Source organism: Providencia sp. PROV076 (assembly GCF_028483405.1).
In the GTDB taxonomy this organism is placed as follows: Bacteria; Pseudomonadota; Gammaproteobacteria; order Enterobacterales; family Enterobacteriaceae; genus Providencia; species Providencia huaxiensis.
On the sequence record NZ_JAMPRR010000065.1, the window covers coordinates 1 to 2,906 of the forward strand.

At 38.8% G+C, this 2,906-nt stretch carries 4 protein-coding genes; 1 reads left to right on the top strand and 3 read right to left on the bottom strand.

The genetic code is table 11. The annotated features are described in order from the left end of the window. The first annotated feature begins 709 nt into the window (after window positions 1-709). Window positions 710-1,135 (top strand): hypothetical protein, encoded by a 426-nt coding sequence (locus PSF67_RS21910; protein ID WP_272677607.1) that lies wholly within the window; start codon window positions 710-712, stop codon window positions 1,133-1,135. A 100-nt stretch (window positions 1,136-1,235) separates the two neighbouring features. Here the strand turns inward: PSF67_RS21910 and PSF67_RS21915 are convergent, their stop codons facing one another. The 3 genes from PSF67_RS21915 to PSF67_RS21925 form a co-directional block, all read right to left on the bottom strand. After that, window positions 1,236-1,634: a hypothetical protein gene (locus PSF67_RS21915; protein ID WP_272677608.1), complete on the bottom strand. Its 399-nt coding sequence runs from the start codon at window positions 1,632-1,634 to the stop codon at window positions 1,236-1,238. A gap of 61 nt (window positions 1,635-1,695) precedes the next feature. After that, window positions 1,696-2,265, bottom strand: a complete 570-nt coding sequence (locus PSF67_RS21920; protein ID WP_272677609.1) for a hypothetical protein — start codon at window positions 2,263-2,265, stop codon at window positions 1,696-1,698. 289 nt (window positions 2,266-2,554) lie between these two features. Further along, a partial coding sequence (locus PSF67_RS21925; RefSeq protein WP_272677610.1) for an HK97 gp10 family phage protein occupies window positions 2,555-2,906 on the bottom strand: 352 nt, incomplete at its 5' end.

Genomic DNA, 2,906 nt, shown 5'->3' on the forward strand with positions numbered 1-2,906 from the left:
AACAACATTTACTTTGTTCTCATGTCAGGTTTTGTCAGGTTCCCATGTCTGGTTTTGTCTGGTTCTGATGTCAACAATTGTCAACATTCAGCGGATGGAGTATCCAGTAAAATATAGCCTTTTCGGTGGATACCAAAACGGATACCTTACAATCACTATAACAACACCATAGTACCACCGTGGTTTATATTAGTACCATTTTGGTACGTTATTGCTGCGATTCTTTTTGATATCAAAATAGCTACACCGTGATTTTCGAGTAGTTAGCTGTACTGGCTAATATTTAGCTACTTTGGCTAAAGGCACTAATTTGTGGTTTTGATATGAGAGCTTCATTTCAAGCCATCCTCAGTATCAAGGGTAGCATTTCAACTGTCGCCCTTTCCGACTATGGCCATAATCACAATCGTTAACCCTCCTCAATTTTGAGGGCATTGTTTCTATTGATAAATACAGGCTCAAAAATGAGCCGATTGATTCTATTGGTAAAATTAGACTGCGCTCAAACTTGAGCTTTGTCATGTATTCAGTCAGTTACAAAGCGCAATAATACGCTTTGCTTGTTTTACAGTGAGTTACCCTAACTTTGTTATATTAAGTTATACAATTACTCATTAAACCCACCAGCAATTTTATATTTTCTAATCTGTATAACAGTGTTATACGCTGATATAATAAGCACTCATTGAGTTAATAACGGACTATTATCATGAGTAAATCTAATCTTATTACCTTTCGTTTACCTGCTGAACTGCAAGCCTTGTTTAATGATGCTGTATCGAACTCTGGCAGCGATAAAACAGCGTGGATAGTCTCAGCTATCAAAGAGAAGCTAAACCGCCCAGACAGTAATCCTGACGCTCGTATGCTGTCGCTGGTGGAACGCCTAGAATCGTCTGTGGCATCTTTGATTGCTGGTAAGGCAGATATCCCACCGTATACCTATAATGAGTCTGCTGTCGTTTCTGTAGTTAATTTGGTGCTATCAGAGGGCATAGATAACGGGCGCATTATCGCTGAACGAATTAATGAGGCTGGCTATCAAACGAAAGGTGGTAAAGCGTGGGATAAGGATATTTATTCAGCGTGGAAGCGCCACAAGGATATAGCAGGAAAATTAGATAGTGACAGTTGATATCAAGTCCAGAATTTAAAACCAAGTTGCTTCATCGCGCGTTAAAGGGCGATTTTATTACTTAATTCGCCCAATCAATCAAAATAAACATCAACCGTAGTTACAAGGAAAAAATACTGTTTAACCAATTATCAGTTTCTATATTATTTCCCATTTCATATGGCCCATGAATGCTGGCAAAACAGCCTTTACTTTCAACAGTAATATCTTTATTAGTTACTAGCCAGTTAACGACACAAATAACTAAATTTCCATAATCCACTACACCTTCAACAACACCAATATGTAGTATTTTGATTTCAGAAGCCCCTTTTCCCTTCATTCTTTTAATTGCTATCCGATCATTTTTTTTTATTTTTTTTGCTCTTTGATATTGAGCTTCATCTTCATTTTTTTTATATCCTAAAACCCAAATTTTATTTTCTATGAAAGTTTTATCTTGATGATCACATCCATCCCAACTAGCCCCTGCTAGCCAATAGTTCGTAGCTTCAGTCATAATATTTCTCACTTTCTGTTTAACTTTTTATTTTATTGATAGTAAATACTATTATATTTAATCATTTAAATTTCAACACACGAGACGTTAATTTATCGACAAATGGTATAAATGCCTGCCAGTAATAATCCTCTAATCTTGCCTGTTCCGCTACTTTCTCCCTGAATTTCTCCCATCTCATGCCTTTGGGTTTATCGAAAGAATACACATGCTTGGTTAGGTTACTAACATCTGGGCTATAACCCCAAATAGCAAAGCGACCTACTCGCACCTTGCGCCTTAATCGGTCAAGCTTGTTTTCACTCTGGCTGGCATAGTAGAAATTCCAACATGCTCTACAGGCTAAATCTTTACGACTAAAATAAAGCTCTGCTCTACGTTTGCGGCAATAGGGGCATGAATACCAATAACGAACGCCATAACCCGCTTTAGTGGTAACGAGTGACAAAGAGAATCGCTTATCACCTATAACAACCAAGTAATTATCACCGTTTTTACCAATGATTAATTTCCCTGCGCTAGTATCCCACTGTAGGCCTTCACCATTGTTTTTAAACTTTCTGATAGCAGCTATAGTGCCATGCCCGATAGTTGGTAATGCGTCCGTATAATGCCTTGATTGTGGTCTCATAATGCCTCGCCATTTTCAATCCGAAATAATATGAGTTTTTCATAAATTGTCATTCTCGTTACTTCATCAATCCCTGTGATACCAATAGATACAAGCCTATTTCAAGGTGAGATTAATATTCTCTTTTTATGGACTCCGAAAACTAACCGCTAACGTGTCCGATAATTCCGTCTAGCGTGTGTAAAAACTCCCATTATACGATGTGTAAAAACTATCTAACCGCCTTTGCTAACGTGCCCGAAAAGTCATATTTCTCCCTCGCGCGCGTACTGTTCACGAAAGTACCGAGTTAACGCTTCAATTCTTCCTGAATATACTTAGCTAAATTGGGTAACGTTTCCTCTACACCTTTTTTCAGGAACTCTTTTTTAGCCGTTGGACGCTTAAAGTTCTGCTTAACTTTCGGGTCATGCACATACGCGGCATAGCTGGCGGAATAACCAATACGCCCCGTTACTCGTGTGCCGTTAATAGTGACTGTTCGAAACTGGCTATTAATCAATGCCGAGGTATCGATAGGCGTATAGACTGCGGCTTGTGCTCCAGCATCAATAAGAAACCGCTGCATAGCGCGTGATACGCGTTGCTCTACATGTTGGCAATATTGCTGGAACGATTGATTACGACCTCTTCTCTTAGAG

Bases quoted from the DNA above. Each gene is read 5' to 3' on its own strand.
- PSF67_RS21910 (WP_272677607.1), top strand. From the start codon at position 710: ATGAGTAAATCTAATCTTATTACCTTTCGTTTACCTGCTGAACTGCAA.
- PSF67_RS21915 (WP_272677608.1), bottom strand. From the start codon at position 1,634: ATGACTGAAGCTACGAACTATTGGCTAGCAGGGGCTAGTTGGGATGGA.
- PSF67_RS21920 (WP_272677609.1), bottom strand. From the start codon at position 2,265: ATGAGACCACAATCAAGGCATTATACGGACGCATTACCAACTATCGGG.